Genomic DNA, 25,265 nt, shown 5'->3' on the forward strand with positions numbered 1-25,265 from the left:
TTTCGCAGGCCCGCATGGGCTGAATCCCCACAGTCCCTAGCCAACGATGTGGAAGAATATCTTCACATGCACGATGGCCTGCGTCCCCGCAGGCAGCATGGGAAGCGGGTCCAGCGCATCCACCTTGCGCGCGACGCGGCGGATTTCGCGATCCAACACGCTGTGGCCGGTGGATTGCTCAATGCCCCAGCTCAGCACCTTGCCTTCGCGCGTCACCACCACGCGCAGCCTGCCCATGCCTTCCTGCTGGTTGTCCAGCGCGCTTTGCGGATAGCGGATCAGGCTGGAATAGATGGCGGTGGAGACTTCGTCGTACTGAACCCCCGCGTCCACGGGGGCCTGGCGCGGCGGGGGCGGTGGCTTGATATCGACGCCCTCACCCGATCCGGTGCCGATGCCGCGCCCCATGCCCCCGCCGATACCGCCGCCCATGCCGCCGCCGAAGCCCGCGCCATAGCCGGCCGGCGGCGGCCCTTCTGTGCGCACGGCCGGCGCGCCTTCCACCGGTTCGATGAATTCGGGCGGTACGACGGGAGGCATGGGCTTGGCCGTCTCCTTGAGCGGTTCCGGCGAAGCGATGGCCCCGCCCGCGCCGCCACCGCCTGCGCCCTCTTTCTGTTCAAGCAGCGGCGGCGGGGCGCTGGCGCCCATGTCCAGTTCTATCGCCAGTTCGGGACGATCCATGAACTGATCCCGATTAACCGCCACGGCCAGCGCAACGCCCAGCGCCAGGCCGATATGGAGCACACTGGCACCCAGCGCGCCCGCGCCCCATTCGCCGCGATGCCAGGGCCCATGCCCGGCACTTGCCCAGCCCTGAGACGATGCCGCGATGCCCATATCCACCCCGCTCAATTCGCCACTTTTTCCAGACTGACCAGCGCCACGCGCCGGAAGCCCGCCGTGCGCAGCACATCGAGCAGGTTCATAAGATCCCCATAGGCCACCAAGCGATCGCCGCGCACGAAGATCCGCGTATCGGTCTTGCCGCCGGTGGCATCATAAAGCACCCGGCCGAAGTCATCCGATGTCGTCGCCGTGTCCCCCACACTGACCGTCAGATCGCGCGACAAGGTGACGTAGACCGGCTTTTGCGGGCGGTTCTGCGGAGGGGCTGCCGCAGTCGGCAAGTCCACCTTGATATCCACGGTCGAAAGCGGCGCGGCCACCATGAAGATGATCAGCAACACCAGCATGACGTCGATGAACGGCGTCACGTTGATCTCGTGCATTTCGCTGAAATCACCGGTTTCCGCGCCGCTGCCAAGGCTCATGGCCATGTCCGGTCCTCCTCAGAGCTGATAGGCGGGGGTACGGTCTGCATCCCCGCTGGCGGCAAGGCCCGCTTCGGCGTTGGCTGCAGCAGCGGGCTCTGCCCTGGACAGCAGCTCCACCTCGCGCGAGGTCAGGCGGATCACCATCGCGCCCGCATCGCCCACCAGCGCCTTGTTGCCGCCCACGCCGCGCGTCAGATGGTTGTAGATCATGACCGCCGGGATCGCCGCGATCAGCCCGCAGGCCGTGGCCAGCAGCGCCTCGGCAATGCCCGGCGCCACGACGGCCAGATTGGTCGTGTGCGTCTTGGCGATGCCGACGAAGCTGTTCATGATCCCCCAGACCGTGCCGAACAGGCCCACGAAAGGCGCGGTGGCCCCGATCGTCGCCACTGTGCCCACACCCACGCCCGACCGCCGCGTATAGGCGGCAACGATCCGCTCCAGCCCAACGGCAACGCGGGCCTCCGCCTGATCGAGAATTCCGGCCTGCGCGGATGCGGCCAGTTCACCGCGCGCATCGGTGACAAGGTCGGAAGCCGCCGCCGAAGGCAAGGTTTCCGGGACAGCGCCCAGCCGGGGCGCGGCATGAAGGGCCGTAATGGAATCGCGCAGCCGCTGTTCGCTCCGCCGCAGTTCCAATGACTTCGCGAAAAGGATCGTCCATGTCACCAGCGAGGCGAACACAAGCGCCCCCATCACGATCTGGACTATCGGGTCCGCCCCCAGGAACATGCCCCAGGGCGAAAGCGCGGTTTCACCAAAGTCTTCATTCATCGTTTCGTTGCCTCCTGCCCGTGCAGCCAAGTCAGCGGCTTTCCGGAGAAGCATCGTATACAAACGTACTAGAAGTAAATTTGATGATCGTCAGAAATATGGCAGTCAACTAAAGTTCACGGATCTGAAATATATACAATATCTCCGACACCATCCAAAGAATGCAAGTCATTCGCACCCCGCGTTTTTTGGAATCATAGCCCCATTTGCAAGTTTCTCCGGCGCAGCGCCTTGAAGGCACCACCCCGGATCACGCACCTGCCTTCAGCCCCCATGGCCAGGCCGAATCAGGGCAGACGGCCTGTCACGGCCCGCTCCTGCCATGTGCCCGGCGCCATCCCGTCGAGCGTCCAGCTGCCGATGCGCCAGCGGACCAGCCGCAGCGTCGGATGCCCCACGGCGGCGGTCATGCGGCGGACCTGACGGTTGCGCCCTTCGCGGATGGTGAGTTCGATCCAGCAGTCGGGAACCGACTTGCGGAAACGCACCGGCGGATTGCGCGGCCACAGCTCCGGCGCGTCGATACGGCGCACTTCGGCCGGGCGCGTCATGCCGTCCTTCAGCGTGACGCCCTTGCGCAGCGCGGCGAGCGCGGCTTCGTCCGGCTCGCCTTCCACTTGCACCAGATAGGTCTTGGGCAGCTTGAACTTCGGATCGGCAATCCGCGCCTGCAGACCGCCGTCGTCCGTGAGCAGCAGTAGCCCCTCGCTGTCGCGGTCAAGCCGCCCGGCAGGATAGACGCCGGGAACATCGATAAAGTCCGAAAGCGTCGCGCGCGGGCTGGGCGATTTCGCATCGGTGAACTGCGAAAGCACTTCATAAGGCTTGTTGAAGAGGATCAGGCGCGCCATCGGCTCAGCCCTAGCCACCACGCCCGGTTAGCGCACCTGCAAAATGGCATACACCGGAACAATGCCCGCCTTCGTGCACTAGGCAACACAGGAGGTGCGACCATGCTTGCCAGCCTGCGTTCGAACTGGCTCTCGATCCGTGCCAGCTATTGGTTCTATCCCGCGCTCTTCGCGCTGGCCGCGCTGGCATTGGCCACGGCGCTGATCCACATCGACCGCCTCGGCGCGTCGGACTGGCTGAGCCGCTCGCACTGGATTGTTCCCGCCCAGCCGGAAGGGGCGAGCAACATTCTGACCGTGCTCTCCAGCGCGATGATCGGGGTGGCCGCGACCGTCTTCTCGATCACCATCGCTGCCGTTGCCTATGCCAGCGGCAACTACGGGCCGCGGCTGCTGACCAATTTCATGGAAGACAGGGGCAACCAGCTCAGCCTCGCCATGTTCATCGGCACCTTCGTCTATTCCATTACCGTGCTGCGCGCGGTGCGGACGGGAGACGAAACGCCCGGCGCCGCAGCCGCGGTGCATGGCGTTTTCGTGCCGCAGCTGTCGCTGCTGGTGGCCTACGCGCTGATGATCGCCTCGGTCGGCGTGCTGGTCTATTTCCTCCACCACATCCCCGCGAGCATCCGCATCAACACCGTGCTCGAAAACATCGGCACGCGCCTGTTGCACGAAATCACGCACCGCTTCCCCGAAATGGGCGAGACGGACCCGCCGGTGCGCACGGTGGCGCGCGGCGGCTGGATCAGCTCCCATCACACCGGCTACGTGCGGCTGATCGAACTGGGCGCGCTGGCCGAGGCGGCGCGCAAGCACAAGGTGACAGTAGGCCTTGCCGTGCGCCCCGGCGACTTCGTCTATCCCGGCGCACCACTCGCGCGGGCGGACACCGATCCCGTGCCGGACGATGTCGCCCACGCGGTGCGCGAAACCTTTGCCATCGGCGCCACCCGGACACCCAAGATGGACCTGGAATTCTCCATCGACGAACTGGTGGAGATCGCGCTGCGGGCCCTCTCGCCGGGGATCAACGATCCCTTCACAGCGATTACCGCGACTCACTGGCTGGGGGCGGCAACGGCGGAACTGGGGCGGCGCGATCTCGGGGCGGAAAGCTGGAACAGCGATGGGGCGGATTGCCCCGTTGCCCCGCTGCAGAGCGATTTCGCGCATTTCCTCGAACGGGGCTTCGCTGCCGCGCGCGGGGCTCTGGCCAGCAACCGGCTATCCGCGCTGGTGGCGCTGGAAACGCTGGCCAAGGCCGCCGGGCAAGTGCGCGGCAGCCACCGCCGCGCCCTGATCGAGCGCGAGGTGCGGCTGCTCGCGCAGCAGGCGGAGGAACACCTCACCGGCCCGGATATCGCCGACGTGCGCCAGCGCCACGACGCGATCCGGGCCGGGTGGTCCTGACGCGCAGGCTCAGGCTCCGGCCTGCGCCTCGCCCCGGGTCTTCCATAGCGACCAGCCCACACCGCCCGCGATCAGCGCCAGAGTCACGCCCAGGCTGATCAGCGGCGGGAACTTGGCGCCGCCCAGCGCGAAGTCGGCGATCAGGATCTTGCCGCCGATGAACACCAGCACCAGCGCCAGCGCGTACTTGAGGTAGTGGAAACGGTGCACCATCGCCGCCAGCGCGAAATAGAGCGCGCGCAGGCCCAGGATCGCCATGATGTTTGAGGTGTAGACAATGAAAGTATCGGTCGTGATCGAGAAGATCGCCGGCACCGAATCCACCGCGAAGACGAGATCGGCGAGATTGATCACCACCAGCGCCAGGAACAGCGGCGTCGCGGCGCGCACCATGCGGCCCGAAGCATCGGGTTCCTTGACGAAGAAGTGCGCCCCGTGATGGGCTTTCGTCACCCGCATGTGGCGCGAAATCCAATGGATCACGGGGTTGTTGCCGATATCGGGATCATGATCGGCGGAAACCAGCATCTTCACCCCGGTCGCGATCAGGAACGCGGCGAACAGGTACATCACCCAATAGGCCTGCGCGATCAGCGCCGCCCCGCCCGCAATCATCAGCGCGCGCAGCACGATCACCGCCAGAATACCCCAGAGCAAGGCGCGGTACTGGTATTTGGGCGCGATCGCGAAGAAGCCGAAGATCATCGAGATCACGAAGACATTGTCGATCGAGAGGGCCTTTTCGATGAAGTACCCGGTGAAGTACTCCATGCCCGAAGCACTGCCCTTGGCCCACCACACCCAGCCGCCGAACAACATGGCAACGGCGATGTAGAACAGGGACAGCTTGAGCGATTCGGATATGCCCATCTCGCGGTCCTCCTTGTGAAGGACGCCGAGATCGAAGGCGGTCAGCAACAATACGATGGCGGCAAAAGCCAGCCAGAACCAGGCCGGTGTGCCCAGCCAGCTTACGAAAAGAAAATCCATGGGTCTTGCCTTGAAACAGAACGGCGAAACGAAGCGGCAGGTTTCGCCGGCGCGCGGAAGGGGGGAAGACCGCGCGCCGGCGCCTGGGTCACAGGCTCATCGCTGCGGCTGCAGGGGGGTATAACAGCCGCGCCAGCCTGCCCCTGAGTTGCTGTTTCCGCCATCTCAGCCGGGCAATTTCCAGCGGGTCCGGCACGCGTCTGGCTCTGGCCCTTGCCAGCAGGGCATCCAGCTTCTGGTGCAGTTCAAGCAATCGGAACGTGCGATCGTTCATATCAATTTCCCTGTCGAACGGGGTTGGTTCGATCGGGAGAGACAATGCCTGCCCGCGCCAATGGCCTGGGCCTTCATGGATCCTTTGATAACAACGGCCGGATCCAGCATCGGTACTCACCCGATGCGGTCCGACATCACGCGCCGCGCCAGTTCCAAAGAACTCTTGCAACGCGCCAGAGGGGCCCGGCCCGCATCACCCTTTTAAGATAAAATCGTTCCAATTTCAAGTCCCGCGATTCCAGCCGCATTGACCATTTGCCCGAATATGATATTAAAGTGATATCACTTTTAGGAGGCACTTCGATGTCCGACGCCCACAGGCCCATCAATTCCAGCCGGGAGCAGGCCGCCGCCAGCATGAGCGGCTATGTCATGCTGATCGCGTTCGTGGCGCTGCTGATCGCCGTCGCCTTCAGCATCGTGCGCATGGCCGGAAGCGATCCGGACGACGCCGCCGTATTCGGCTTTCTGGCTTTCGTGATTCCCGCCGTACTGCTGCTGGTGCTGATCGCCGCAGGTTTCTACATGATCCAGCCCAATCAGGCCGCCGCGATCACGCTGTTCGGCAGCTATCGCGGCACCGACCGCACGACCGGCCTGCGCTGGATCTGGCCCTGGATGATGAAGACCAAGATATCCGTGCGAACCAACAACATCCTGTCCGACAAGCTCAAGGTGAACGACTTGCGCGGCAATCCGATCGAGATCGCCACCAATGTAGTGTGGCGCGTCGCCGATACCGCGCAGGCGCTCTACGACGTGGACGATTACAAGGCTTTCGTCGACGTGCAGATCGAGGCGGCGGTGCGCTCGATCGGTTCGCGCTATCCCTACGATGGCGAGGATGAGGACGTCACTCTGCGCGGCAGCCATGCCGAAGTGAACACGCAGCTGCGCGAGGAACTGATTGCACGCCTGCAGGTGGCGGGCGTCACGGTGGACGAATGCGGCCTCACGCACTTGGCCTATGCGCCCGAGATCGCCGGGGCCATGCTGCGCCGCCAGCAGGCCGAAGCGGTCATCGCCGCGCGCACCAAACTGGTGGAAGGCGCCGTCTCCATGGTGGAAATGGCGCTCGATCATCTCTCTGAAAAGAACGTGGTCGAACTCGACGACGAACGCCGCGCGGCGATGGTTTCCAACCTGATGGTGGTGCTGTGCGGTGAGCGCGATACCCAGCCCGTCGTCAACACCGGCACGCTGTACCAATAAGCCGCCATGGCAAGCCCCGGCAAGAAGGCCTTTCCGCTCCGTCTCGATCCCGCGCTTTACAAGGCGCTGGAGCGAACGGCGGCGGCTGACTTCCGCTCGGTGAACGCACAGGTCGAAGTGCTCCTGCGCGAGGCGCTGGCCAGGCGCGGGATCAGAGTGGAGTCCAGCGAACCGGCCCGCCGGGGACGCCCGCCACGCACGGAGAACGAATAATGCTGCACCTGTTTCTGAAAGAAGGCGACTGGTTCGCTCCCAAGCGCTTCGGCTACGGCGCAAGCTGGCCCATCGCCTGGCAGGGATGGGTTCTGCTGGCCGTCTACCTTGCAGCCGTGGGCGGAAGTGTCATGCTTGCAAAGGACGGGCATGCGGGAGGCCACATCGCGGCACTGGCCCTCATCCTGCTGTTGACCGGCCTGTTCATGGCCGTGGCCGCCCGGCGCACGCGTGGTGGCTGGAAGTGGCGCTGGGGATACAAGACTCAGGACGCACCATCACGCACCCCGGCAAACCGGCCTCGGCATGCGCATCGGGCGAAATCCCCTGATGCGGAAGAACGCGCCGTACCCGTCCGTCATTCGAAACTCCGGGACTATCTCTGGCTCGGTTGCTATTTCCTGGCGCTGGGGACCATCGCCTTGCTTGACGGGATGCGGCAGCCTTTTGTCGAGGCGCACTTCTGGGCACTGATGGCCGCGCTCCACGTCTTGGCATTCGCTCTGTCACCGGCGCGGCGCGGCATCGCGCGCCGTCATTGAAAGGCCCCGGCATGCGCACTGCAATCGCAGCCCTGGCCATGCTTGTACTGGCATTACCGGCGCAGGCACGAGCCGAGCCGGAAGCCCCGCGCCGTTAAACGAATACCCGTTCAGGCAGCCGGAAAGCTGCCGCGCGTGCGATTGGCGAAGGCCACCAGCGACAGCATCACCGGCACTTCCACCAGCACGCCCACCACAGTGGCGAGCGCGGCGCCGCTGGAGAGGCCGAACAGGCCAATGGCGACAGCAACGGCCAGCTCGAAGAAATTGGACGTGCCGATGAGCGCGCAAGGCGCGGCGATGGCATGCGGCACTTTCCACGCCTTGGCCGAGGCATAGGCGATCGCGAAAATGCCGTAGGACTGGATGATGATGGGAATCGCAATCAGCACGATCAGCAGCGGGTTCGCCACGATCGTGCCCGCCTGAAAGGCGAAGAGCAGAACCACCGTTGCCAGCAGGCCGATGATCGACCACGGTTTGAGCCGGGCGGTAAAGGCATCGACGGCGGCCTCGTCCCCGCCGTGGCGGGCCATGACCCGCCGCCTGGTAAAGGCCCCCGCCGCCAGCGGGATCACCACGTAGAGCACGACCGACAGCAGCAGCGTCTCCCACGGTACAACGATATCGGTCACGCCCAGCAGCAGGGCGACGATGGGCGCGAAGGCGACGATCATCACCAGATCGTTCACCGAAACCTGCACCAGCGTGTAGGCCGGATCGCCCTTCGTCAGCTGAGACCAGACGAACACCATGGCAGTGCACGGGGCAGCGCCCAGCAGGATCAGCCCGGCGATGTACTGATCCGCATCGTTGTCCAGAATCAGGCCCGAATAGAGATGGCCGAAGAACAGCACCGCCAGAGCGGCCATGGTGAAAGGCTTGACCAGCCAGTTCACCACCAGCGTGATGATCAGCCCCTTCGGTTTGCGGCCGATGTCGCGCACACTGGCGAAATCGACGCCCACCATCATCGGGTAGATCATCGCCCAGATCAGCAAGGCCACGGCCAGATTGACCGAGGCATATTCAAGGCCCGCCAGCACGCCAACCGATCCCGGCGCGGCAAGGCCCAGCGCGATCCCGGCCAGAATGGCCAGCAAGACCCAGAGCGAGAGATACCTTTCGAACACGCCGAGCGGCGAGACGGCAGCCGGTTGCTGAGACATGATCTTTCCTGTTTCCCCCTGATCAGCCAATGCGTTGCCCATCGGCATCGGCGACTGGTTCGCCATCTTCCTTGGCAAAGGCGCCGCGCTGGACCGCCGGTATCAGATCGAGCACGGCCTCGGACGGGCGGCACAGCTTCACCCCCAGCGGCGAGACGACCAGCGGCCGGTTGATCAGCACCGGATGCGCCATCATCGCATCGATCAGCTGGGCATCGCTCAGCGCGGGATCGTCCAGCCCCAGTTCGGCGAACGGCGTGCCCTTTTCGCGCAGGAGCGCGCACGGCGCGATCCCCGCCCGCGCGATCAGACTTTCGAGCATCGCGCGCGAAGGCGGGGTCTTGAGATATTCGATCACGTGCGGCTCGATCCCGGCATTGCGGATCATGGCAAGCGCATTGCGCGAGGTTCCGCATTCGGGGTTGTGATAGATGACGATGTCCGTGCCCATGACCTGCCCTTTGCCCTGGCCTGTTCCGCCCTTTTGTCCGTTTCAGGGCCTGCAGGCCGCGATTTCCAGAATATCCGCGCAGACGAGCGGATCGCCCTGACAGCAATCCTCCATCAGGAAGGAGAGCAGGCGGCGCATCCCGCCATAGTCGGCGCGGTAACGGATGACGCGGCTTTCCCGCTCCGACGCGGCAAGCCCCGCACGTTCGAGATTGGCGAGGTGGTGCGACATCGTGGAAGGCGGCACGCCCAGCTTCTGCGCGATCTCGCCCGCCATCAGCCCTTCGGCACCGGTTTGTACAAGCATGCGGAAGACCGACAGCCGCGTGTCATGCGCGAGCGCCTGCAACGCATTTACCGCCCAGTCCTGAAGTGGTGCCGCCATGCGGAGCCCTTTCTTGATCTTCCCCCTGTCTAGATGCCATTGCCCGGCAGTCAATCCATAATTCGAGAAGTATCGAATTATGGTCCCGCAAGGACGCCCCCTCCCCGCCGGACTATGCCTTTCCCGCAAACCGTTTTCCTACAGAGGCCCTGCCACGCTAGACTGCCCGGCATGGCTCCCCCCCCCCGCACCATCAGCACCATCACACCGACACACCGACACACCGGCACACCGGCACACCGGCACACCGGCACACCGGCACAAGGTTACACATCGCCTGCAAAGTGACACCGGGGCCGCAAGGTGACAGTTTCTTCCTTGGACCGTGTCATCCGTGTCAACCGGGTGTCACCTTGTGCATGATGGGGCATGCGCTCCCGCATCCGGGCGCAACGAATCGGCGCCGTGCCGTCCCGCTGCGGGACGGGGCCAAGCGCGTTTACACCTTCGCCAGAAGGGCGCGGTACAAGCGCGGCATGACCCGCTTCGCCCGACTCGCGCTCGCCTCCACGGCGCTGCTGTGCACCGCCCTTCCCGCTTCCTTTTCCTCCGCCCAGAGTGGCGGCGCGCAGCCCGCGCCCTATACCGTGGCCGAGACCGGGCGCAGCTACACCCGGCTGCAGGACGCGGTGGATGCGATCGGCAACGGGCGCGGAACGATCCGCTTCGCCTCGCTGCGCTTTGCAGATTGCGCGGTGCAGACCGGCGGCGACGTGACTTACGAAGCGGCCGTGCCCGGCCAGTCGGTGCTCGACGGCACCATCTGCGAAGGCAAGGGAGCGCTGGTCCTGCGCGGGCACAGCGCCCGCGTGGAAGGGCTCGTCTTCGCCAACATGCACGCGCCGGAAAGGAACGGCGTGGGCATCCGGCTGGAGCATGGCGACCTGGCCATCTCGCAATCGTGGTTCCGCGACAGCGACCAGGGCATCCTGACCGCCAACGATCCGGCGGGCACGATCACGATCGACAAGTCCACTTTCACCCGGCTGGGCACTTGCGACGGACCGGGCTGCGCGCATTCGATCTACATCGGCGATTACGGTGCGCTCACGGTCACCCGAAGCCGTTTCGAGGCCGGGACCGGCGGCCACTACGCCAAGAGCCGCGCGGCCCGCGTAGCCATCCTCAATTGCAGCTTCGACGACACGCACGGGCGCGGCACCAATTACATGATCGACCTGCCCGAGGGCGCCACCGGGCGCATCGCCGGAAACTGGTTCGTGCAGGGTCGCGACAAGGAGAACTACTCCGCCTTCATCGCCGTCGCCGCCGAGCATCACAGCCACTCGGCGGACGGCCTCACCATCGAGGACAACAACGCCCGCTTCGCCCCGGGTGTGGACCGCCGCAGCGCCTTTGTCGCAGACTGGTCGGGCGATGCGCTGAAAATCGGCGCGAACGTGCTGGGGCCGGGCCTGGTGCGCTTCGAGGAGCGCTGAACCCGCCGGGTTCAGGAAATCGAGCGCAGGCTGGCGCGGCAGGTATCCGCGTTCATGACCGCACGGGCCTCGCGCAGCGTGCCGGTCGTAAGATCGGGGCCATCGAGAAACATCATGGTCAGCGCATAATCGTCCCCGCCGAGCGGGCTGGCACTGGTCTCCACGTGGGAAAAACCTTCGGCACCGGCACGGGCCTTCACCTGCTCGACGAGATCGCGGTTGCTGCCATCGAACCGCGACCGGCAGCGCATGCCGGGCACCAGAACGCTTGCCTCCAGCCTTTCGGCATCGCGCGCTTCCGCCGCCGTATCCGGACCGCCAAGAGCCAGCAGACCATGCAGTTCCGCGCTGGCGACGAGATCGGCGTTCGTGCCGAGCATGAGCATCGCGCCCAGCCAGACCGGCCAGCGGCGCCCCCGGTGGAAACGCGGCTGCACCGCCCCTCGTGCACCGCGTTTGAACACGGCGTGAAAGTCCTGCTGCGCCCCTGTGTCCCGCGGCGAAATATGCTCTCGCTCTGCCATGAGTCCGCAGCATGGCACACAACGGTTAACCCGCTTTAAAGCACAATGACCGGGTCTTCCCGTCTCGCTAGAGCAAGTGCCCGGTGCGGTCCCGTTTGGTTTCCAGATAGCGGGCATTGTGCGGGTTGGGCGGCAACTGGTGCGGCACGCGCTCGATCACATCGACGCCAACTTCGCGCAGCGCCGCCACTTTGGCCGGGTTGTTGGTCATCAGCCGGATCGCATGGACGCCCAGAAGTTCCAGCATCCGCGCCGCCACCGGAAAGTCGCGCGCTTCGGTGGGCAAGCCCAGACGGTTGTTGGCATCGACGGTATCGAAGCCAAAGTCCTGCAGCCGGTACGCGCGCAGCTTGTTGACGAGGCCGATCCCGCGCCCTTCCTGCCGCAGGTAGAGCAGCACGCCCCAGCCGCCCGCCTTCGCCTCGTCCGCCATGGCGTGAAGCGCGGCGTGGAGCTGCGGCCCGCAATCGCACTTGAGACTGCCGAGGATATCACCGGTCAGGCATTCCGAATGCAGCCTCACCAGCGGTGCCCGGTCGCCGTTCTGCTTGCCAATCACCAGCGCGACATGTTCGCGCAGATCGTCAAGCGCGCGGAAAGCCACGATCTCGGCATCCTCGCAGGCCTCCACCGGCAGCCGGGCGCGCGAGGCGATTTGCAGGCGGCGCGTGTCCTTCCATTCAACAAGGTCCGCGGACGAAACATCCTGCACTTCGCCTTCGAGCGCAGGCTCGACGAGGAAGGCGGGGAGGATACCTGCCAGCCGTGCCAGTTCCATCGCCGCACGGGCCGTCTCGATATTGCCGATCGGCTCAGCCGCGAATGGCCCTTTCATCGGGTGCACGAGATCGAGCGCCGGATCGGCCACCGCGCGCGCGGTTTCCAGATCGAAGGGTTCGGCCGCGCGGATCAGCACCGGGGCTTCGGGCACGGCGGCCTCGCGCTGGTTGGCGAGCTTGAGCGTCACCGCCCGCGCCGCCGAGATCAGCATGCGCGGCGCCGTGACACCGGCGGCAAAGCCCGTCTCGGCAGGCAGCAGCACCGCGCCGCCTTCCACGCGCACCGGCCAGCCGTGACGCAGCGCATCGAGCGCCAGCGCGGCCCGGCGGGCACCGGGAGAAGGCAGGCCTTCGCTCAGAGAGCGAACTCCGTGATCAGCGGCACGTGGTCGCTCGGCTTTTCCCACTTGCGCGTTTCCTCGACGAAGCAATGCGCCGTGGCTTTCGGCGCCAGATCGGGCGAGGCCCACATGTGATCGAGACGGCGCCCCTGATCCTTCTGCCGCCAGTAGCTGCGGTAGGACCACCAGGAATAGTTGCGCTCCGGCGCCGGGATGAACTGGCGCCCCAGATCCACCCAGCCGAGCGCATCCTGGAAACGCCCCAGCGTCTCCACCTCGATCGGGGTGTGGCTGACGACCTTGAGCAGCGCCTTGTGATCGTAGACGTCGCATTCGAGCGGGGCGATGTTGAAATCGCCAACGATCAGCGTGGGCCGGTCCACCGTCTTCGCCCACTCGGTCATGCGGCCCAGGAAATCGAGCTTCTGGCCAAACTTGGGGTTCACCTCCCGGTCGGGCACGTCGCCGCCGGCGGGGATATAGACGTTCTCGACGACCATCCCCTTGCCTTCGCCCTGCAGTTCCACACCGACATGGCGCGCCTCGCCATTGTCCTGCCAGTCATGACGGCTGCATTCGGTGAAGGGCACTTTCGAGACCGTGGCGACGCCGTGGTAGCCCTTCTGCCCGTTGATGGCGCGGTAGGCATAGCCCAGCCGCTCGAACATCTCGTGCGGGAAGAGATGCTCGGCGACCTTGATCTCCTGCAGGCACAATACGTCAGGCGCATGTTCGGTAAGGAACCGCTCGACCTGATCGATACGAAGGCGGACGGAATTGATGTTCCAGGTGGCAATCTTCATGCCGCAGGCTTTAGGCACCGCGTTCAGGAAATGCCAGAGGCCCCTTCGACAAGCTCAGGATGAGCGGGGCACTCTAGATCCAAGATAGGAACGATCCCCAAATCACGGTTTTCGGGTTTGCTGGTCCGTTCGGCCGGAGCGAGAATGGTGCCGAACGAGAACCGGCGCGCAGCGCGCCTTAATGGCCGTGAGCACCGGAAGCGCAGTGAGGTGCCGTTCGCAGCCCGGCCGGGCGGACCAGTAAACCCGAAAAAGGAAAACCCTCGAGCCGGGGGCAGAGGCTCGAGGGTTCCTGTAAGCGTTCGTCACGCTAGGATCAGTACAGCCGGTTCAGGAGGCGCGGGCAACAGGGGGGAAAACCCGCCTCAAGCCGTACTGACCAGTTCACTTTAGGAGCGATTGCCTTGCTGTTATGTGAACAATATTCAGGAAACTGTCGCAATTTGTCGCTGGCGTTACACACCCTGCGACAGACGGATGAATCCTAGCGGTGAGTTTTACGGCGCGGGTCCGTCCAACGGAAATCCCGGTCGGTAACAGGCATCCCGTAGCGCTGATTGGACAGGGCAATCGTGGTTCGCTGATTCTGCGAATCGAGCGCGACCCAGTATGTGAGCTCCAGCCCGCCGGGCGCGGAGGCCTTGCGCGTGAAGATCAGCGTGATCACCCCGTATTCAGGATGGGATTTGTCGCGCACCTCAATGCTGACGACATCGGGGTTGCCGGTGGGAATCACCTTGCCGTACTTCGCGACATCGCGATGGGGATCGAGCAGCGCACCGAGCGGACTGTCGCTGATCGGCCAGCGCTGCACCTGATCGACGGCGTAATCGATCATCGTGAGCGCCTTGCCGTCGCTCACGATCAGCATCTTAGCGCTCTTTTCGTACTGGAAGCGGATGCGGCCCGGGCGCTTGAGAGTGAGCGTGCCGCGCACCATCTGCCCGTCGCGGCCGCTCTGGATGAAGTCCGCCTTCATCGTCTTGATACCGCGCAGGGCGGCCACGGCCTGATCGAGCTGCTTTGCCTCCGCCGGGCTTGCGGCAAGCGCGGGCGTGGCCGGAAGGACGGCAGGAACGGAAAGCGCGGCCAAAGCGGCCGCGCCAACGCAATTGCGAAAGGTCTGGGTCAGGATCTTCATGGCTATGCGGTTAGGTACACAGCCTTGAATGGCCTGTGAACCTTACTTGATCTTCGCTTCCTTGAACTCGACGTGCTTGCGCGCGACGGGATCGTACTTGCGGAAGCTCATCTTCTCGGTCGTGTTGCGCGGGTTCTTCTTGGTGACGTAGAAAAATCCGGTGTCAGCGGTCGAGACCAGACGGATCTTAACAGTTGCGGGCTTCGCCATGGCGGGTTCCTGTAATCTCTCGTTTCAGCCGACCCCGATGCGAAACGGCTGGGCAGCGGCATGTTCCGTTGAAAAACATCGGGCGGCAACAGCGCGCCGCCCTTCAAGGCTGCGGCCCATGCGTTAGAGAGGGGGGAAAGTCAAGCCAAAGGCGCGCCGTCAGGGCAGCGGAAACGGCTTGATCGGCGCAAGAATGCCGAATTTCTCTTTCTTCGGCTTATCTTCGAGCGGCGGCATGTCCAGTTCGGGCGGATCGCAGCGGGTATCGGGCAGCCGGTCGAGCAAGTCGCGAATCACCGTCAGGCGGCCATGCTTCTGGTCGTTGAAATCCACCAGCGTCCAGGGCGCATGCCGGGTATGGGTGGCTTCGAGCATCCGCTCGCGCGCCTTGGTGTAGTCCTTGTACTTCGCGCGCGCGGCCAGATCGACGGGGGACAGCTTCCAGCGCTTGAGCGGATCGTCCAGCCGTTCCTTCAGGCGCTCCTCCTGCTCTTCCTGATCGCAGGTCAGCCAGTACTTGAACAGCAGGATGCCATCGTCGGCCAGCATCTTCTCGAACGTGGGCGTATGGCGCAGGAACGCCTCCACCTGCGGCTCGGTGGCATAGCCCATGACTTGCTCGACCCCGGCACGGTTGTACCACGAACGGTCGAACAGCACGATTTCCCCCGCGGCGGGCAGATGCGGGACATAGCGCTGGAAATACCACTGCCCCTGCTCGCGCTCGCTCGGCGCCGGAAGCGCGACGACGTGGCACTGACGGGTATTGAGATGCTCGGAGATCGCGTGGATCGTGCCGCCCTTGCCCGCTGTATCGCGCCCCTCGAACAGGACCAGAATGCGCGCGCCAGTCGTCTTGGCCCAGCGGGCCATGCCAGCCAGCTCTTCCTGCATCGGTTCGAGCAGGGCCTCGTAATCCTTGCGTCCCAGCCCCTTACCCATGCAGCTCACCCATATCGTCAGACCCTTGCGAGCAGGAACAGCGCCAGCGCGCCGGCAACGATACGATACCAGGCAAAGGGCGCAAAGCCCGAGCGGCTGACGAATGCCATGAACGCCTTGATCACCACCAGCGCCACCACGAACGAGACGAAAAAGCCGATAGCAATCTCATACCAGCCCACCGGTCCGGTCCCGGCGGCCAGTTCCTCCCGGGCGCCCCACAGTTCCAGCGCGGTGGCGCCCATCATCGTCGGCACGGCCAGGAAGAAGCTGAATTCGGCGGCCGTGCGGCGCTCCACGCCCATCGCCAGCGCCCCCATGATCGTCGCGCCCGAGCGGCTGACGCCGGGGACCATGGCCAGGCACTGCGCCACGCCAACGCCGACGCACTTCATCAGCGGCAGTTCGGAAACCCCCGTCAGCGGCCCTTGCTTGGCGACTTTCTCGATCCCGATAATGGCAATGCCGCCGATGATCAGCGCCCAGGCCACCACGTTGGGCTGGCCCAGCAGCCCTTCGATATAGTCCTTGAGCGCAAGCCCGATCACCGCCGAGGGCAGGAACGCCACCAGCACATTGCGCACGAAGCGGATCGAGGTGGGATTGAGTTTCAGCAGCCCCATGCCCACGGCCCAGAACGTGCGCCAGAACTGCACGATCACCGCCAGAATCGCCCCCAGCTGGATCACGATATTGAAGGTGGCCCACTGCGCGGCGTCATAGCCGAACAGCTGTGTGGCGAGGATGAGATGCCCGGTCGACGAGACGGGCAGAAACTCGGTGAGGCCCTCGACGATGCCGAGGAGGATTGCGGTGAAAGTCAGGTCCATTGGCGGCAGGTCATGCCCGACGCACTGCGCAAGTCAACCCGGCCCACGCTGCAGCGCAAAATTTTGTGGCGGGATCGCATGGGCTTCCCCCTCCCCGGCGGAGGAGGGGGAAGTACAGGGTCACCAGATGCGGACGCGCTGGTCCGGCGGCAGGTAGAGCTTGTCACCCGGCTTGATGTCGAAGGCCTTGTACCATTCATCGAAATTCCGGACGATCCCGTCGATGCGATAATGCGGCGGCGAGTGGGGATCGGTGATGAGGTAATTGCGGGCCTGCGCTTCGCGAACCTTGCTGCGCCAGATCTGCGCCCAGGCCAGGAAGAAGCGCTGATCGCCGGTAAAGCCATCGATCACCGGCGCTTCCTTGCCATGCAGCGACAGCTTGTAGGCGCGGTAGGCCATGCTGAGGCCGCCCAGGTCACCGATGTTCTCACCCATCGTCAGCTTGCCGTTCACGCAGGTCTTGCCATCGTCGAACGGGCAGAACTGGTCGTACTGCTTGGCCAGCTTGTCCTGCAGCTTCTGGAAGGCGGCCTTGTCGGCGGGCGTCCACCAGTTGCGCAGATTGCCGCTGCCGTCCGACTTGGCGCCCTGATCGTCGAACCCGTGGCTCATCTCGTGGCCGATCACCGCACCGATGGCGCCATAGTTCACCGCCGGATCGGCCGTGAGGTTGAAGAACGGCGGCTGCAGGATCGCGGCGGGGAAGACGATCTCGTTGTAGCTGGGGTTGTAATAGGCGTTCACCGTTTCGGGCAGCATGCCCCATTCGCTCCGGTCCACTGGCTTGCCGATGCGGTTCACGTCGAAACCGGTCTGCCACTTGCCCGCAGCGATCATGTTACCGAGCGGATCGGTGGCCGAGAACGTGAGCCCCTCGTACTTCTTGAACGTATCGGGCGCGCCGATCTTGGGTGTGAAGGCATCGAGCTTGGCTTCGGCCTGCTTGCGGGTCTCCGGACCCATCCATTTGAGATCATGCAGGTTTTCTGCCATGGCCTTGCGCAAGTTGGCGACCAGATCCGCCATCGCCGCCTTCTTCTCAGCCGGGAAATACTTCGCGGCATAGATCTTGCCGAGCAGTTCTCCCGCCTCGCTTTCGACAGTGTTGATGCCGCGCTTCCAGCGCGGCCGCTGCTCGGGCTGGCCGGTCAGCGTCTTTCCGTAGAAATCGAAACGGGCCTCATCGATGGCCTTCGGCAGCACCGAAGCGTGGCTGCTGAGGAAGTGCGCGGCGAGATAGGCCTGCCAGGTGGACACCGGCACCGTATCGAGCAGCTTGGCCACGGCGGGCATGCCGCCGCCGAACAGCACTTCCGCCTTCGCGGCATCGATGTTTGCCGTCTTCAGCTCTTCCGGCGTCGGCGGCATTTCGCCAACGATGACGTAGCTGGCCTTGCCCGCGCCCATGGTATCGAGGAAGGTCTTGAGCAGGCCCGGCGCACCCAGCGCTTCGAAATCGCCGGTCGAAAGCTTGTTGTAGGTCAGGTCACGGTTGCGGGCGCCCGCACGGTCCCAATCGGCCTGCGCGATCCGGGTTTCGAGCGACAGCACCGCCTTGGCCGCGGCAGCCGGATCGGCATAGCCCGCCTTGCCCAGCAGGAACGTCAGATAGGCCTGATACTTGGCGCGGATCTCAAGCGAGCGCTTGTCCTGCTTCAGATAGTAATCGCGGTCCGGCATGCCGAGGCCGCCAATATTGGCATGCAGCGCGTAGATATCGCTCTGCTTGGAATCGGCATCCACCCAGGCGCTCACCGGCGAGGCATAGCCGGGCGCTGCGAACAGGCGCATCACATCGGCAGGCGTCTTCGCCGCATAGATGCGGTTCAGATAGGGCTGCGCGGGGGCGAGGCCTGCCTTCTCGATGGCATCAGTATCCATGAAGGACTGGTAGGCGGCCGCAACGCGCGCGGCATCGGTGCCCGGCGCAGGCTTCGCGGCCAGCAGCCCGTCCATGATCTTGTGCAGGCGCTGCTGCGACAGTTCGTTCAATTCGATGAACGAGCCCCAGCGGGTGCGGTCCGCGGGCAGCTTCACCGATTCGATCCACTTGCCGTTGACGTAGGCGTCGAAATCGTCGCCCGGCTTGACGGCGGTATCCATCCACTGCGTCTGGACCCCGAAATCGCCCCAGTCCGTCGACGGAGCAAGCGGGTCCGCAGCGGCCAGCGCGGGTGCGGCGGAAAGCGAAAGAACAATAGCGGAAACGCTCGCCGATGCGGCGAGGGCACGTCCCAGGATGTTGAGCATCTAAAACCCCTTCACGGGAAAATGGACAGGACCGGCCCCGGATGGCCAGCCATTGACGCGCAACATAATTTCCAGACCGGGTAACGCCAGCCTGAAATTGCCGTTAGCCGAGCGATGTCAGCCGTTCATCGAATTGCAGCGAGGCCAGGCGCGCATAGAGGCCGCCTGCCGCCGAAAGCGTATCATGCGTGCCCTGCTCGGCAATGCGCCCATCTTCCATCACGATGATCCGGTCCGCCTTGCGCACCGTGGCAAGGCGATGGGCGATGACCAAGGTTGTACGGTTTGCCATCAATGTTTCCAGCGCCTGCTGGACCAGCCGTTCGCTTTCCGCGTCGAGCGCACTGGTCGCCTCGTCCAGCAGCAGGATCGGCGCATCGCGCAGCAGCGCGCGGGCAATGACAATACGCTGGCGCTGGCCGCCCGAAAGGCGCAAGCCATCCTCGCCCAGGAAGGTGTCCAGCCCTTGCGGCAGGTCCTGGAGGAACTGTTCGGCATTGGCCGCCCGCGCCGCTTCCCAGATCGCCGCATCGTCCGCCGTCCAGTTGCCGTAGCGCAAATTGTCGCGGGCGCTGGCGGCGAACAGCACGCCCTCCTGCGGCACCAGCGCCATACGCTGGCGGATCGCCGCCGGATCGGCGGAGGTCAGCGGCACGCCATCGACCTTGATGACGCCGCTCTGGGGATCGTAGAACCGCTCGGCAAGCTGGAACAGGGTCGACTTGCCCGCGCCGGACGGGCCGACGATCGCCACCGTCTCGCCCGGCTCCACGGTCAGGCTGAACTCGTGCAACGCGGCAACGTCGGGGCGTGAGGGATAGCGGAAGGTCACGCGTTCGAACGCAAGCTTGCCGCGCGCGGGCTCGGGCAGCACTTGCGCGCGGACCGGGGCAGAGATCAGCGGGCGCTCGTCAAGCAGTTCGGCAAGGCGGCTGGCCGCGCCCGCACCGCGCACGAGATCGCCATAAACCTCGGACAGCGAACTGAACGCGCCCGCCACCAGGCCGCCGGTAATGACGAACGCGGCGATCGTGCCGCCGGTAATCGTGCCTTCGGCCACGCCCACCGCGCCGCGCCACATCAGCAGCGTGATCGAACCGAAGATCAGGAACATGATCACCGCGGTCATGATCGCGCGGATCGTGATGCGGTTCTTCGCGGTATCGAACGTGCGCTCGACAGCGCCGGTGAACCGGCCGAACTCGCGCGATTCCTGATTAAAGGCCTGCACCACGCGCAGCGCGCCGAGCACTTCCGATGTCATCGCGCCGATATCCGCCACCCGGTCCTGGCTGCTGCGCGAAACCGAGCGCAAACGGCGGCTGAACAGGATGATCGGCGGCAGCACGATCACGATGGTGCCCAGCAGGCCCGCCGTCAGCAGCGGCGCCAGCACGATCAGATAGATGGTCCCGCCCACCGCCATGATCGCGTTGCGCAGCGCGATCGAGACGCTGGTACCCACGATCTGCTCGATGATCGCGGTATCCGCGGTCATGCGCGAGGAGATTTCCTTGGGGCTGTTGGTCTCGAAGAAGCTCGGCGAAAGCGTCAGCAGGTGGTTCTGCACCCGCAGGCGAATGTCCGCGACGATCCGTTCACCCAGCCAGGAGACCATGTAAAAGCGAGTCGCGGTACCGGCCGCCAGCACGCAGACGATTACCAGCAGGATCAGGAACCATTTGCCGATCGCGGACGGGTCTGCCCCCTGGGCAAAGCCCCGGTCCACGATCTGGCGGAATCCCCAGGGAATCGCCAGCGTCGAAGTCGCCGTGACGATCAGGGCGCAGAGCGCAGCCGCCGAACGGCTGGGATAATTGAACAACTGCCCCCAGACCATGCGCAGGGGCCCCAGACTCCGGCGGCGCGGCGCAGGAGACTCGGAGGCGGGGGTTTCGCTTGCAGGCGTTGCGGCCGTGCCGGATTTGGCGTCCATGCCGCGCGCCCTTACAGCGTCCGTCCCCTCAGGGAAAGGCCCGTTCCTTTCAAGGAAAGCCCCTTCGCCGGAAGGACTTGCAGGATTTCCGCCGGTTCGTCCGGCAAAGCAGCCATGACAATTCGCAATTGCCGCATTGCGAACGGGGGCTCAAAAGGCCAAATAGGCGGCAACAAGATCGCACGGCTGGCGAAGTCCGGCCAGGAGAAACACCTTGCTCTATAATGCCTATGAACTGCAGCGCACCATGCTGAACGGTGCGGCTGCTTGGGCTTCCGTCGGCGCTGAAATGCTGACGAATCCCTCCCTGCCAATGGGTTACTTCGGAATGGGACCCCAGCTTGCCTCGGCTCTCGATGTCTTCGCCCACGCCACCATGCCGCGCGGTAAGCCCGAATTCGATATCGAACAGGTCACGGTGAACGGCAAGACGCACGATGTCGTCGAATCGATCATCATGCACCGCCCGTTCGGCAACCTGCTGCGTTTCGAGCACGACGGGCTGCCCGCCAATGCTCCCAAGCTGCTGATCGTCGCCCCGATGAGCGGCCACTTCGCCACCCTGCTGCGCGGCACTGTAGCGCGCATGCTCGAATCGAGCGTGGTCTACATCACCGACTGGGCCGACGCGAAGATGGTGCCGATGAACGCCGGACAGTTCGATCTGGACGATTACATCGACTACCTGATCGAATTCCTCCGGCACATCGGCCCCGGCACGCACATGCTGGCGGTTTGCCAGCCGTCGGTTCCGGCCTTTGCCGCCGCCGCCGTGATGGGCAAGCACGAAGACCCATGCCGCCCGGCCACGCTGACAATGATGGGCGGCCCGGTCGATACCCGCGAAGCGCCCACCAGCGTCAACGACGTCGCCATGAACCAGCCGCTTTCCTGGTTCGAGCACAACGTGATCGCGACCGTGCCGCTGACGTATCCCGGCTCGGGCCGCAAGGTCTATCCGGGCTTCCTGCAGCTCACCGGGTTCATGGCGATGAATCTGGGCAACCACATGATGAGCCACTATGGCATGTACAAGCACCTCGTCGCAGGCGACGGGGAAAGCGCAGCGGCGACCAAGGCGTTCTACGACGAATACCGTTCGGTCAGCGACCTTACGGCCGAATTCTACCTGCAGACGGTGGAACACGTCTTCCAGCGCCATTCGCTGCCCAAGGGCGAGTTCGTCCACCGCGGCGAAGTGATCGACCTCGGCGGCATCCGCGATACGGCGCTGCTCGCGGTCGAGGGAGAGAAGGACGATATCTCCGGCATCGGCCAGACCAGGGCCGCGCTGCACCTTGCCCATGCCCTGCCCGAAGAGAGCAAGAAGTACTACCTCGCCGAAGGGGTGGGCCACTATGGCATCTTCAACGGCAGCAAGTGGCGCACGCGGATTGCCCCGGTGCTCGAAGGCTGGATGCGCCAGCATCAGAAGACGCCGCTGAAAATCGTCGCCTGAACTGCGGCAGTATGACACCGGGCCGCGGCCAGCGCTTTCACGCATTGGCTGGCCCGGTGGATGTCCTTGTGATATCTTCCAAATCATGAAACAGCCGCTGCAACGAAGGACAGTCATCAAAGGTGGATTGGCGGCAGGCATCGGCCTCGCCGTGCCGGGCCGCCTGCTTGCGGAAGAAGCTGCTGCAACGGCAGCAAGCGTCTCACCCGCGACACCTTACGAACGCCGTATTCTGGAAGTCGCCGCCAGTCAGATTCAGCGCGTCGGCGCCAAAGTCTGGCGCGGCGATCTGGTGGGCGTGGCCGATTTCGCCCAGCCTTCGTGGAAGCCTCGCCTGCACTTCGCCAATCTGGAGGCGGGAACCGTCCGTTCGTTCCTGCTCGCGCATGGCAGGGGCTCGGACCCGGCGCATAGCGGCTGGCTGCAGCGCTTTTCCAACGTTCCGGGATCGGAAGCCACCTCGCGCGGGGCTTTCCTCACTTGCGAGTGGTACAAGGGCAAATACGGCACCTCGATCCGGCTCAAGGGGCTCGACGCGGACAATTCGCTGGCGCTTGAACGGGCCATCGTGATGCACCCTGCGTGGTACGTCGATCAGACGATGATCGATAAGTGGGGCAAGCTGGGCCGCAGCGAAGGCTGCTTCGCGATGAGCAACGAGAACTTCAACGAAGCGCTCTGGCACTTGTCCGGCGGCCGCCTGCTCTTCGCCGACCGGATCGGCGAAGCCTGACATCGGCGCAGGATAACCGGCACGTCCCAGCCCGGGCCAGAATCGACACTCCTGCGACAGGGTGTTACGGAACGTCCATGGATCTCCCCCTGACAACTGCTAAGCGCGCCATGCCAACGGACGCGCGCCAGATCCGGTCGCGCAAGGCGCTGAATGCCGCTCTGCTGGCCCTGCTGGAAGAGCGTTCGTTCGACCATCTGACCATTCGCGAAATCACCGCGCGGGCGGGCACCGGCTATGCCACATTCTTCCGGCACTATCCGGACAAGGAAGCGCTGTTGAACGACGTCGCCACGGACGAGATCGCCAATCTGCTCGCGATGACAGTGCCGGTGCTCTACGAGGCCAACAGCTATGAATCGACGATGGCGTTATGCCGCTATGTCGCCGGGCATTCGCGGCTGTGGTCTGCCCTGCTGACCGGCGGCGCCGCTGCAATCGTGCGCGAGGAATTCATCCGTCAGGCCCGCAGTCTGGTGGAAGACGTGCGCGACGGGCCGGAGTGGCTGCCGTCGGATCTCGGCGTCGTGCATGGCACCGGTTCCACGTTCGACATCCTAGGCTGGTGGCTGGGGCAGGAAAACCGCCTTGACGCGGAAGATGTCGCCACGATCCTGCACCGCCTCGTGATTGCCCCGCTGATCGGCGACAAGGTTGAAAAGCGCGCAGCCGCGCAATAGCTTCGATACACAATGTATCATTCATGAGAACGAAGATGCCCCTCGGGATATCGCCGCAGAACCCGGGCCAATCCGCGTGACCGGAACGCTGGAAAACGCCGACTGGCCGACGTTCGGCTGGATGGACGACATCCGCCCGTCGCTTGCCGGGGCGATGGCCGATGGGCGCCCGGCTGTGCTGGCCACGCTTTTCAAGGTGGAAGGCAGCGCCCCGCGCGGCCCCGGCGCGCAGATGCTGTTCACGCCCGGCAGCCATGACAGCATCGGCGCCAGCGGATACTTCTCGGGCGATTGCATCGAAGGCGACGTCGCGGGCCACGCCGCGCAGGTTCTGGCCGATGGCAAGCCGCGCCGCCTGCATTATGGCACCGGCAGCCCATGGATCGATATCCGCCTGCGTTGCGGCGGCGCTCTGTTCGTCATGCTCGAACGGATCGCACCCGGCAGCACCGGCGCCACCGAGCTGCTGCGCCATGCCCGCGAACGCCGTCCTTGCCTGTGGGACAGTGATGGCCATAGCGCCATGGTCCGCGAAGATGCCGGGCCGCTGCTCACCTTCACCGAGGAGCCCCTGCGCATCGTTCGCCGCTACGATCCGCCGCGCCGCCTGATCGTCTCGGGTGGCGACCCGGGGGCGCTAGCCGCAGCGCAGCTCGGCGCAATGGCCCGTTTCGAAACCATTCTGGTGCGCCCGCAGGGGCCGGAGGCGCCGCCGCCTTTCCCTGTCTCGCAATACTTGCGCTGCGCCCCTGCGGAGGCACTGGAGACACTTGGGATCGACCGCTGGACTGCCTATCTGGGCGCCACGCATGAGGACGAGCATGATCTAGGCGGCTGCCTTGCCGCATTGCGCGGAGGGGCGGGCTATACCGGCATGATCGGCGCCAAGTCCCGCGCGCCGGGGCGGCTGGCGGTGCTGGAAGCGCTGGGCGCCACGCCCGGGGAACTGGCGCGCCTGCACCTCTCGCCCGGCATCGCCGGCTTGGGCAAATCGCCTTGGGAAGTGGCGACAGGGATCATGGCCGAGATCATGCAGGCGCTCAATCCCGCGAGCGAACGGGCATGAACCTTGCCGCGGTAGTGCTGGCAGCGGGCCACGCCACGCGCTTCGGCGCCGACAAGCTCAGCGCGCCACTTGGCGGCGAGCCCCTGCTGTTCCACGCGATCCGCGCCGCCCGCGCCGCGCCGGTCTCACGCGTGATCGTGGTTGCCCGGCCGGGACTGAACACCGGCACCTGGCCCGAGGCGCCGCCGGTCGATGTGGTACGGCTTGACAGCACTGCCCTTTCGCAATCGCTCAAGACCGGCATAGCGGCCGCCAGCGGCATGGACGGTGCCTTCATCTTTCTGGGCGACATGCCGATGGTGCCACATGGTGAGGCCGCCCGGCTCGCCGCGCGTCTCGGCAGTGCCTATGCCGCCCTGCCCCGGCACGATGGCCGCCCGGGCCATCCCGCCCTGCTATCCGCCAAAGCCTTTCCCGCCATCGCCACCCTCACCGGAGACGAAGGCGCGGGACGCCTGCTGCGCGCGCGCGATGATGTGGTGTTTGACGATTGCCCGGATGCGGCCATCCATTTCGACGTGGACCGGCCCGAAGACCTGAACCGGCTGGCCAGCAAGGATGCCACCGGGCGGTAAGC

The 25,265-nt window shown here is 64.9% G+C and carries 28 protein-coding genes; 10 read left to right on the forward strand and 18 right to left on the reverse strand.

Annotated features, from left to right (window positions below; all coding sequences use genetic code 11):
- Positions 1-36 precede the first annotated feature (36 nt).
- The 4 genes from MTR66_RS14275 to MTR66_RS14290 all read right to left on the reverse strand — a co-directional run bounded on the left by MTR66_RS14275 (position 37) and on the right by MTR66_RS14290 (position 2,902).
- Positions 37-846, reverse strand: a complete 810-nt coding sequence (locus MTR66_RS14275) for an energy transducer TonB (protein WP_243922303.1) — start codon at positions 844-846, stop codon at positions 37-39.
- 5 nt (positions 847-851) lie between these two features.
- Positions 852-1,280: a TonB system transport protein ExbD gene (gene exbD / locus MTR66_RS14280; protein WP_243922193.1), complete on the reverse strand. Its 429-nt coding sequence runs from the start codon at positions 1,278-1,280 to the stop codon at positions 852-854.
- A 12-nt stretch (positions 1,281-1,292) separates the two neighbouring features.
- Positions 1,293-2,051 (reverse strand): tonB-system energizer ExbB, encoded by a 759-nt coding sequence (exbB, locus tag MTR66_RS14285; protein ID WP_243922195.1) that lies wholly within the window; start codon positions 2,049-2,051, stop codon positions 1,293-1,295.
- Between the two features lie 287 nt (positions 2,052-2,338).
- A complete protein-coding gene (locus MTR66_RS14290) occupies positions 2,339-2,902 on the reverse strand; it encodes a pseudouridine synthase (RefSeq protein WP_243922198.1) in 564 nt (187 codons plus the stop codon).
- A gap of 102 nt (positions 2,903-3,004) precedes the next feature.
- Between MTR66_RS14290 and MTR66_RS14295 the strand changes: the two genes are divergently transcribed.
- A complete protein-coding gene (locus MTR66_RS14295; protein ID WP_243922200.1) occupies positions 3,005-4,315 on the forward strand; it encodes a DUF2254 domain-containing protein in 1,311 nt (436 codons plus the stop codon).
- A 9-nt stretch (positions 4,316-4,324) separates the two neighbouring features.
- On the opposite strand, the gene MTR66_RS14300 is transcribed toward MTR66_RS14295, so the two are convergent.
- Both MTR66_RS14300 and MTR66_RS14305 read right to left on the reverse strand, forming a co-directional pair.
- Positions 4,325-5,305 (reverse strand): TerC family protein, encoded by a 981-nt coding sequence (locus MTR66_RS14300; RefSeq protein WP_243922202.1) that lies wholly within the window; start codon positions 5,303-5,305, stop codon positions 4,325-4,327.
- An 88-nt stretch (positions 5,306-5,393) separates the two neighbouring features.
- Positions 5,394-5,579, reverse strand: coding sequence for a DUF465 domain-containing protein (locus MTR66_RS14305; protein ID WP_243922204.1), 186 nt, complete (start codon positions 5,577-5,579; stop codon positions 5,394-5,396).
- Between the two features lie 305 nt (positions 5,580-5,884).
- Between MTR66_RS14305 and MTR66_RS14310 the strand changes: the two genes are divergently transcribed.
- From MTR66_RS14310 to MTR66_RS14320, 3 genes are read left to right on the forward strand one after another with little or no spacing between them, the layout of a single operon-like run.
- Positions 5,885-6,793: an SPFH domain-containing protein gene (locus MTR66_RS14310; protein WP_243922206.1), complete on the forward strand. Its 909-nt coding sequence runs from the start codon at positions 5,885-5,887 to the stop codon at positions 6,791-6,793.
- A gap of 6 nt (positions 6,794-6,799) precedes the next feature.
- Positions 6,800-7,006, forward strand: a complete 207-nt coding sequence (locus tag MTR66_RS14315; protein WP_243922208.1) for a type II toxin-antitoxin system antitoxin — start codon at positions 6,800-6,802, stop codon at positions 7,004-7,006.
- Positions 7,006-7,548: a hypothetical protein gene (locus MTR66_RS14320; protein WP_243922210.1), complete on the forward strand. Its 543-nt coding sequence runs from the start codon at positions 7,006-7,008 to the stop codon at positions 7,546-7,548. The genes MTR66_RS14315 and MTR66_RS14320 overlap by 1 nt, the downstream gene beginning before the upstream one ends.
- Before the next feature lie 110 nt (positions 7,549-7,658).
- Here MTR66_RS14320 and arsB read toward each other — a convergent pair whose 3' ends face one another.
- Genes arsB through MTR66_RS14335 form a run of 3 tightly spaced genes read right to left on the reverse strand, consistent with a single transcriptional unit; the run spans position 7,659 to position 9,552 of the window.
- Positions 7,659-8,717 (reverse strand): ACR3 family arsenite efflux transporter, encoded by a 1,059-nt coding sequence (gene arsB / locus MTR66_RS14325; protein ID WP_243922213.1) that lies wholly within the window; start codon positions 8,715-8,717, stop codon positions 7,659-7,661.
- Positions 8,718-8,739: 22 nt separating this feature from the next.
- On the reverse strand, positions 8,740-9,168 hold the full coding sequence (gene arsC / locus MTR66_RS14330) for an arsenate reductase (glutaredoxin) (protein WP_243922215.1): 429 nt from the start codon (positions 9,166-9,168) through the stop codon (positions 8,740-8,742).
- 42 nt (positions 9,169-9,210) lie between these two features.
- A complete protein-coding gene (locus MTR66_RS14335; protein WP_243922217.1) occupies positions 9,211-9,552 on the reverse strand; it encodes an ArsR/SmtB family transcription factor in 342 nt (113 codons plus the stop codon).
- 476 nt (positions 9,553-10,028) lie between these two features.
- Here MTR66_RS14335 and MTR66_RS14340 point away from each other — a divergent pair, with 476 nt between their 5' ends.
- Positions 10,029-10,991 carry a right-handed parallel beta-helix repeat-containing protein gene (locus tag MTR66_RS14340; protein ID WP_243922219.1) on the forward strand — a complete coding sequence of 321 codons (963 nt, stop codon included), beginning with the start codon at positions 10,029-10,031 and terminating at the stop codon, positions 10,989-10,991.
- A gap of 11 nt (positions 10,992-11,002) precedes the next feature.
- Here the strand turns inward: MTR66_RS14340 and MTR66_RS14345 are convergent, their stop codons facing one another.
- From MTR66_RS14345 to MTR66_RS14385, 9 genes are all read right to left on the reverse strand, one after another.
- Positions 11,003-11,428 (reverse strand): hypothetical protein, encoded by a 426-nt coding sequence (locus tag MTR66_RS14345; protein WP_243922220.1) that lies wholly within the window; start codon positions 11,426-11,428, stop codon positions 11,003-11,005.
- 154 nt (positions 11,429-11,582) lie between these two features.
- Complete coding sequence (gene ribA / locus MTR66_RS14350; RefSeq protein WP_407673056.1) at positions 11,583-12,701, reverse strand: GTP cyclohydrolase II; 1,119 nt, start codon at positions 12,699-12,701, stop codon at positions 11,583-11,585.
- On the reverse strand, positions 12,650-13,438 hold the full coding sequence (xth, locus tag MTR66_RS14355) for an exodeoxyribonuclease III (RefSeq protein WP_243922222.1): 789 nt from the start codon (positions 13,436-13,438) through the stop codon (positions 12,650-12,652). The genes ribA and xth overlap by 52 nt, the downstream gene beginning before the upstream one ends.
- Before the next feature lie 484 nt (positions 13,439-13,922).
- The gene (locus MTR66_RS14360; protein WP_243922224.1) at positions 13,923-14,579 is read right to left on the reverse strand and encodes a LolA family protein; all 657 of its coding nucleotides are present in this window, start codon (positions 14,577-14,579) and stop codon (positions 13,923-13,925) included.
- A gap of 42 nt (positions 14,580-14,621) precedes the next feature.
- Complete coding sequence (gene rpmG, locus MTR66_RS14365) at positions 14,622-14,789, reverse strand: 50S ribosomal protein L33 (protein ID WP_013832249.1); 168 nt, start codon at positions 14,787-14,789, stop codon at positions 14,622-14,624.
- A 159-nt stretch (positions 14,790-14,948) separates the two neighbouring features.
- The gene (ppk2, locus tag MTR66_RS14370; protein WP_243922226.1) at positions 14,949-15,731 is read right to left on the reverse strand and encodes a polyphosphate kinase 2; all 783 of its coding nucleotides are present in this window, start codon (positions 15,729-15,731) and stop codon (positions 14,949-14,951) included.
- A gap of 17 nt (positions 15,732-15,748) precedes the next feature.
- Positions 15,749-16,561 carry an undecaprenyl-diphosphate phosphatase gene (locus MTR66_RS14375; RefSeq protein WP_243922228.1) on the reverse strand — a complete coding sequence of 271 codons (813 nt, stop codon included), beginning with the start codon at positions 16,559-16,561 and terminating at the stop codon, positions 15,749-15,751.
- A gap of 120 nt (positions 16,562-16,681) precedes the next feature.
- Complete coding sequence (locus MTR66_RS14380; RefSeq protein WP_243922229.1) at positions 16,682-18,814, reverse strand: M13 family metallopeptidase; 2,133 nt, start codon at positions 18,812-18,814, stop codon at positions 16,682-16,684.
- A gap of 103 nt (positions 18,815-18,917) precedes the next feature.
- Positions 18,918-20,750, reverse strand: coding sequence for an ABC transporter transmembrane domain-containing protein (locus MTR66_RS14385; protein WP_243922231.1), 1,833 nt, complete (start codon positions 20,748-20,750; stop codon positions 18,918-18,920).
- Between the two features lie 214 nt (positions 20,751-20,964).
- On the opposite strand from MTR66_RS14385, the gene MTR66_RS14390 reads away from it, so the two are divergent.
- The 5 genes from MTR66_RS14390 to MTR66_RS14410 all read left to right on the forward strand — a co-directional run bounded on the left by MTR66_RS14390 (position 20,965) and on the right by MTR66_RS14410 (position 25,263).
- Complete coding sequence (locus tag MTR66_RS14390; RefSeq protein ID WP_243922233.1) at positions 20,965-22,209, forward strand: polyhydroxyalkanoate depolymerase; 1,245 nt, start codon at positions 20,965-20,967, stop codon at positions 22,207-22,209.
- Between the two features lie 85 nt (positions 22,210-22,294).
- A complete protein-coding gene (locus MTR66_RS14395) occupies positions 22,295-22,942 on the forward strand; it encodes a murein L,D-transpeptidase catalytic domain-containing protein (protein WP_243922235.1) in 648 nt (215 codons plus the stop codon).
- A gap of 110 nt (positions 22,943-23,052) precedes the next feature.
- Positions 23,053-23,622, forward strand: coding sequence for a TetR/AcrR family transcriptional regulator (locus tag MTR66_RS14400; protein ID WP_243922237.1), 570 nt, complete (start codon positions 23,053-23,055; stop codon positions 23,620-23,622).
- Positions 23,623-23,698: 76 nt separating this feature from the next.
- Positions 23,699-24,688 (forward strand): XdhC family protein, encoded by a 990-nt coding sequence (locus MTR66_RS14405; protein ID WP_243922239.1) that lies wholly within the window; start codon positions 23,699-23,701, stop codon positions 24,686-24,688.
- Complete coding sequence (locus MTR66_RS14410; protein WP_243922241.1) at positions 24,685-25,263, forward strand: nucleotidyltransferase family protein; 579 nt, start codon at positions 24,685-24,687, stop codon at positions 25,261-25,263. The genes MTR66_RS14405 and MTR66_RS14410 overlap by 4 nt, the downstream gene beginning before the upstream one ends.
- Positions 25,264-25,265: the final 2 nt, after the last annotated feature.

This window comes from Novosphingobium beihaiense (genome assembly GCF_022832375.1).
GTDB lineage: Bacteria > Pseudomonadota > Alphaproteobacteria > Sphingomonadales > Sphingomonadaceae > Novosphingobium > Novosphingobium beihaiensis.

Bases quoted from the DNA above. Each gene is read 5' to 3' on its own strand.
- MTR66_RS14340 (WP_243922219.1), top strand. From the start codon at position 10,029: ATGACCCGCTTCGCCCGACTCGCGCTCGCCTCCACGGCGCTGCTGTGC.
- MTR66_RS14290 (WP_243922198.1), bottom strand. From the start codon at position 2,902: ATGGCGCGCCTGATCCTCTTCAACAAGCCTTATGAAGTGCTTTCGCAG.
- MTR66_RS14385 (WP_243922231.1), bottom strand. From the start codon at position 20,750: ATGGACGCCAAATCCGGCACGGCCGCAACGCCTGCAAGCGAAACCCCC.
- MTR66_RS14400 (WP_243922237.1), top strand. From the start codon at position 23,053: ATGCCAACGGACGCGCGCCAGATCCGGTCGCGCAAGGCGCTGAATGCC.
- arsB (WP_243922213.1), bottom strand. From the start codon at position 8,717: ATGTCTCAGCAACCGGCTGCCGTCTCGCCGCTCGGCGTGTTCGAAAGG.
- MTR66_RS14295 (WP_243922200.1), top strand. From the start codon at position 3,005: ATGCTTGCCAGCCTGCGTTCGAACTGGCTCTCGATCCGTGCCAGCTAT.
- MTR66_RS14395 (WP_243922235.1), top strand. From the start codon at position 22,295: ATGAAACAGCCGCTGCAACGAAGGACAGTCATCAAAGGTGGATTGGCG.
- arsC (WP_243922215.1), bottom strand. From the start codon at position 9,168: ATGGGCACGGACATCGTCATCTATCACAACCCCGAATGCGGAACCTCG.
- MTR66_RS14305 (WP_243922204.1), bottom strand. From the start codon at position 5,579: ATGAACGATCGCACGTTCCGATTGCTTGAACTGCACCAGAAGCTGGAT.
- rpmG (WP_013832249.1), bottom strand. From the start codon at position 14,789: ATGGCGAAGCCCGCAACTGTTAAGATCCGTCTGGTCTCGACCGCTGAC.
- ppk2 (WP_243922226.1), bottom strand. From the start codon at position 15,731: ATGGGTAAGGGGCTGGGACGCAAGGATTACGAGGCCCTGCTCGAACCG.
- exbD (WP_243922193.1), bottom strand. From the start codon at position 1,280: ATGGCCATGAGCCTTGGCAGCGGCGCGGAAACCGGTGATTTCAGCGAA.
- MTR66_RS14335 (WP_243922217.1), bottom strand. From the start codon at position 9,552: ATGGCGGCACCACTTCAGGACTGGGCGGTAAATGCGTTGCAGGCGCTC.
- MTR66_RS14310 (WP_243922206.1), top strand. From the start codon at position 5,885: ATGTCCGACGCCCACAGGCCCATCAATTCCAGCCGGGAGCAGGCCGCC.
- MTR66_RS14360 (WP_243922224.1), bottom strand. From the start codon at position 14,579: ATGAAGATCCTGACCCAGACCTTTCGCAATTGCGTTGGCGCGGCCGCT.
- exbB (WP_243922195.1), bottom strand. From the start codon at position 2,051: ATGAATGAAGACTTTGGTGAAACCGCGCTTTCGCCCTGGGGCATGTTC.
- MTR66_RS14300 (WP_243922202.1), bottom strand. From the start codon at position 5,305: ATGGATTTTCTTTTCGTAAGCTGGCTGGGCACACCGGCCTGGTTCTGG.
- MTR66_RS14315 (WP_243922208.1), top strand. From the start codon at position 6,800: ATGGCAAGCCCCGGCAAGAAGGCCTTTCCGCTCCGTCTCGATCCCGCG.
- MTR66_RS14380 (WP_243922229.1), bottom strand. From the start codon at position 18,814: ATGCTCAACATCCTGGGACGTGCCCTCGCCGCATCGGCGAGCGTTTCC.
- MTR66_RS14410 (WP_243922241.1), top strand. From the start codon at position 24,685: ATGAACCTTGCCGCGGTAGTGCTGGCAGCGGGCCACGCCACGCGCTTC.
- MTR66_RS14320 (WP_243922210.1), top strand. From the start codon at position 7,006: ATGCTGCACCTGTTTCTGAAAGAAGGCGACTGGTTCGCTCCCAAGCGC.
- MTR66_RS14375 (WP_243922228.1), bottom strand. From the start codon at position 16,561: ATGGACCTGACTTTCACCGCAATCCTCCTCGGCATCGTCGAGGGCCTC.
- xth (WP_243922222.1), bottom strand. From the start codon at position 13,438: ATGAAGATTGCCACCTGGAACATCAATTCCGTCCGCCTTCGTATCGAT.